The sequence below is a fragment of the Micromonospora arida genome (assembly GCF_003857035.1).
Lineage (GTDB): Bacteria > Actinomycetota > Actinomycetes > Mycobacteriales > Micromonosporaceae > Micromonospora > Micromonospora arida.
The window spans coordinates 1-4,356 of sequence record NZ_QGSY01000240.1 but is presented as its reverse complement, the minus strand read 5'-3'; the positions used below and the strand labels follow the sequence as shown (position 1 = coordinate 4,356).

Sequence of the window (4,356 nt, the reverse complement as noted above, 5' to 3'; positions counted from 1 at the left end):
GGGCGAGACGCCGCCGGCGCCGGGACCCGGGGGCAGCGCACCGTCGGCGCGGCGGACGCTCCCGTCGCACCGACCGGCACGGGAGCGAGCAGGACGGCGGACGTCGTGGCCGCCAGCAGCGCAGCTCTCATGTGCCCGACCCTAGTCAGGAGGATCGCCCGGCGGGCCGGGATGCCGGTCAACTCGCGTCGCCGCGACCGCGCAGGTAGTCGTGCAGCGCGGCGCTGCCCCGCAGCCGGCGCAGGCTGCGGGTGTGCAACTCCTGCTCGCGGCGGGCCAGCTCGGCGCGGACCCGCTGGGCGCTACCGGTGGTCCGCAGCTCGCCCAGCACCGCGGCGATGATCTCGAACGGGTACGCGCCCCTGCGCAGTAACGCGACGACCTGCGCCGCGCGTAGCTCCGCCTCGTCGTACACCCGGTAGTTGGTGCCCGGGGTGCGGCCCGGCCGCAGCAGCTCGCGCTCCTCCCACAGCCGCAGCTGCGAGGTCCGGACCCCGACCAGGGCGGCCACCTCGCCGATGCGGGCGCCGTGGCGTGGCGCGGGCCGGACCGCCGGTGGGCTGGCCAGCACGGTCTCGAAGGCGCCGAGCACCCGGCGGATCTCGGCGCGTTCCCGGTCCAGCTCGGCATGGCCGCCGTCGAGCGCCGCCAGGGCCGCCGGCAGGTCACCGGAGTGCACCGCCGCCATGATCTGCCGGGTACGGCTCCAGCCGTGCCCCTCGGCCAACCGCCGCGCCACGTTCAGCGCCCGGGCGTGCTCGTTGGTGAAGATCCGGTAGCCGCTGGCGGTGCGGCGCACCGGCGGCAGCACCCCCAACTCGACGTAGTTGCGCACCTGCTGCACCGAGATCCCGACGGTGGCCGCCAGGTCCACGGCGCGTAGCCGATCCTTCGAGGCGACGTCCACGCGAGCCACCGTACCGCTTACGACGTGATTTGAGACTTTCCTGGACGTGCTGCCTCAGTGCACGCTCAGTTGTCGGTAAAAGTCTCTACGGGAGGATGAATGAGACAATTGAACCCGCCAGTGCTCGGCGGGGCAAAGTCCCGCCACGATTCCGTGAAGGGTTCGTATGTCGCAGCCAGCATGGTCCGCCGCCGACAGCCACGACATGATCGAAGTACGCGGGGCGCGGGAGAACAATCTCGCCGACGTCTCGGTGGACATTCCCAAGCGCCGGTTGACCGTCTTCACCGGTGTCTCCGGATCGGGCAAGTCGTCGCTGGTCTTCGGCACCATCGCCGCCGAGTCCCAGCGCATGATCAACGAGACCTACAGCGCGTTCCTCCAGTCGTTCATGCCGAACCTCAACCGTCCGGACGTCGACTCGCTGCGCAACCTCAGCGCGGCCATCGTCGTCGACCAGGAACGGATGGGCGTCAACTCCCGCTCCACCGTCGGCACCGCCACCGACGCGTACGCCATGCTGCGGATCCTCTTCAGCCGGCTCGGCCAGCCGTCCATCGGCGGCGCCGGGGCGTTCAGCTTCAACCTGCCCGAGGGCATGTGCCTGACCTGCGAAGGGTTGGGCCGGGTCTCCGACCTCGACATCAACGAGTTGGTGGACGTCGAGCGCTCCCTCAACGACGGCGCCATCACCGTGCCGAACTTCGCTGTCGACTCCTGGTACTGGCAGACCATCGTCGGCTCCGGCCTGTTCGACCCGGACGTCAAACTCCAGGACTTCACCCCGCAACAGTGGGAGGACTTCCTGCACAAGCCGGCCACCAAGATCAAGGTGGGCAGCAACAACTGGACGTACGAGGGTCTGGCCGTCAAGGTCAAGCGACTCCTTCTCGCCAAGGACCGCGAATCCATGCAACCGCACATCCGCGCCTTCGTCGACCGGGCGGTCACCTTCACCAGCTGCGGCGACTGCGGCGGCACCCGACTCAACGCGGCGGCCCGGTCGTCACGGATCGCCGGGCACACCATCGCCGACTGCTCGGCCATGCAGATCAGCGACCTGGCCGCGTTCGTCCGCACCGTCGACGACCCGGGGGCCGCACCGCTGGTCGCCAACCTCCGCGACCTGCTGGACTCCCTGGTCGAGATCGGCCTGGGCTACCTGAGCCTGGACCGTGAGTCAGCGACCCTCTCCGGCGGTGAGGCGCAACGGGTGAAGATGGTCCGGCACCTCGGCTCCAGCCTCTCCGACGTCACGTACGTCTTCGACGAGCCGACAGTCGGCCTGCACCCGCACGACATCGCCCGGATGAACGACCTGCTGCTGCGGCTGCGCGACAAGGGCAACACCGTGCTGGTGGTGGAACACAAACCGGAGACCATCGCCATCGCCGACCACGTGGTCGATCTCGGACCGGGCGCCGGCACCGACGGAGGTCGGATCTGCTTCACCGGCGACATCCCCGGCCTGCGCCACTCCGACACGCTCACCGGGCGGCACCTGGACCACCGGGTGACAGTGCGCGAGACCGTACGCCAACCCACCGGGCAGCTCGCCATCCGCCAGGCCGACCTGCACAACCTGCGCGACGTGGACGTGGACATCCCCCTCGGGGTCCTCACCGTGGTCACCGGCGTGGCCGGCTCCGGCAAGAGCTCACTGATCCACGGGTCGCTGCGCGGGCGGTCCGGGGTCGTCATCGTCGACCAGTCCCCCATCCGTGGCTCACGACGCAGCAACCCGGCCACCTACAGCGGGCTGCTCGACCCGATCCGCACCGCCTTCGCCAAGGCCAACGGGGTCAAGGCCGCGCTGTTCAGCGCCAACTCCGAGGGCGCCTGCCCGAACTGCAAGGGAATCGGCCTCATCTACACCGACCTGGCCATGATGGCCGGCGTCGCGAGCGTCTGCGAACGGTGCGAGGGGCGGCGCTTCACCGACGAGGTGCTCACGTACACGCTGCGCGGCAAGAACATCCACGAGGTGCTGACCATGTCGGTCACCGAGGCGTACGCGTTCTTCCCCAGCGGGGCGGCGCACCTCATCCTCGGCCGGTTGGTCGACGTCGGGCTGGGCTATCTCAGCCTCGGCCAGCCACTGACCACCCTGTCCGGCGGGGAGCGGCAACGACTCAAGCTCGCCATCCACCTGGCCGAGAAGACCACCACGTACGTCCTGGACGAGCCCACCACGGGCCTGCACCTGGCCGACGTGGACCAACTGTTGGCCCTGCTCGACCGGATGGTCGACGCCGGAAACACGGTGATCGTCATCGAGCACCATCAGGCGGTCATGGCACACGCCGACTGGCTCATCGACCTCGGCCCCGGCGCCGGTCACGACGGTGGCCGCATCGTCTTCACCGGCACACCGGCCGAGCTGGTCGCCACCGGCGACACCCTCACCGCCACCCACCTCCGCGAGTACGTCACCGGCCCGGCGATGGTCGACCACGGCTGACACCGGCATGCGTCGCCCCGGGCGGGTCGGCACGAGCGGCGGTGATCCGGCAGCGGCGGCGGTCAGGTGACGCGGCGCAGCCAGCGCCGCTGCCAGGGGGTCTCCACCGCCTTCGGGTGGTAGCCGGCCCGAACCCACGGCACCGCCCGCTCCACCGGCAGACCGTCGAGGATCGCCAGCGCGGCCAGGGCCGTTCCGGTGCGACCCACCCCACCCCGACAGGCCACCTCGACGCGTTCCCCGTCGTGCGCGCGCCGCAGCGCCTCCCGCAGGGCGTCGAGGGCGTCGGCGCGGTCGAGCGGCACCCAGAAATCGGGCCACCGGATCCGCCGGTGCGGCCAGGCCGGGTCCGGACCAGGTGCCAGCAGCACCGCGAAGTCGGCGGGCGAGGTCGCGGCAGCGACGCGGCGTCCGCGCACCGTCGCCCCACTGGGGAGTACGAGTACGCCCGACTGCGCGGACCACGGCTGTGCGTCAGTCACCCGGACATTGTGCCGCGAGGCTCTGACGGATGAGCACAGACAGCGCCGCCCCCGGCCGGTGGGCCGAGGGCGGCGCTGGTGTCGGTGTGCAGGTCGCCTCTCGGCGAGTGGCACGACGCGGCTCCAGCCGAACGGTATTCCGCGAAGGCGATATTAGGTGAGGCCCGGGGACACTGAGTCACACCGACACCCTCCACAACCAGCCCACACCCGACGTTGTTCCCGCACCCCGCCTGGCCCACCCATCCGATCACCGTCCGGCCGTCCCGCCGCCGGGTCCCCTCGCTTGCTGCACGCCGGTCGCCTCGCGACCACGACGCTCGCCATCGCGCCGCGCTTCGGCCACAACCCACGAGATCTTGGACAGTTTCCGTTCACGCGGCGGGCTCAACCGGTGGTTGCAACACCGAGTAGCTGGGTCATCTTCTCACCTGGGGTGGCCCAGCCCAGGGTCATGCGGGGACGGTCGTTGAGTTCGTCGGCGACGTGGTCGAGGCCGGCCTGGT

General features: G+C 70.6%; 3 protein-coding genes and 1 pseudogene. 1 reads left to right on the top strand and 3 read right to left on the bottom strand.

What is annotated here, in order from left to right; all coding sequences use genetic code 11:
* Window positions 1-178: 178 nt before the first annotated feature.
* The gene (locus DLJ58_RS24355) at window positions 179-907 is read right to left on the bottom strand and encodes a MerR family transcriptional regulator (RefSeq protein WP_124859625.1); all 729 of its coding nucleotides are present in this window, start codon (window positions 905-907) and stop codon (window positions 179-181) included.
* A 166-nt stretch (window positions 908-1,073) separates the two neighbouring features.
* On the opposite strand from DLJ58_RS24355, the gene DLJ58_RS24350 reads away from it, so the two are divergent.
* On the top strand, window positions 1,074-3,368 hold the full coding sequence (locus tag DLJ58_RS24350; RefSeq protein ID WP_124859623.1) for an ATP-binding cassette domain-containing protein: 2,295 nt from the start codon (window positions 1,074-1,076) through the stop codon (window positions 3,366-3,368).
* A 62-nt stretch (window positions 3,369-3,430) separates the two neighbouring features.
* Here DLJ58_RS24350 and DLJ58_RS24345 read toward each other — a convergent pair whose 3' ends face one another.
* Both DLJ58_RS24345 and DLJ58_RS34665 read right to left on the bottom strand, forming a co-directional pair.
* On the bottom strand, window positions 3,431-3,850 hold the full coding sequence (locus tag DLJ58_RS24345) for a protein-tyrosine phosphatase family protein (RefSeq protein ID WP_124859621.1): 420 nt from the start codon (window positions 3,848-3,850) through the stop codon (window positions 3,431-3,433).
* Window positions 3,851-4,237: 387 nt separating this feature from the next.
* Window positions 4,238-4,356, bottom strand: a pseudogene (locus DLJ58_RS34665) (IS30 family transposase); the annotation flags it as partial.

Coding starts and splice junctions, on each gene's coding strand:
- DLJ58_RS24350 (WP_124859623.1), top strand. CDS start 1,074: ATGTCGCAGCCAGCATGGTCCGCCGCCGACAGCCACGACATGATCGAA.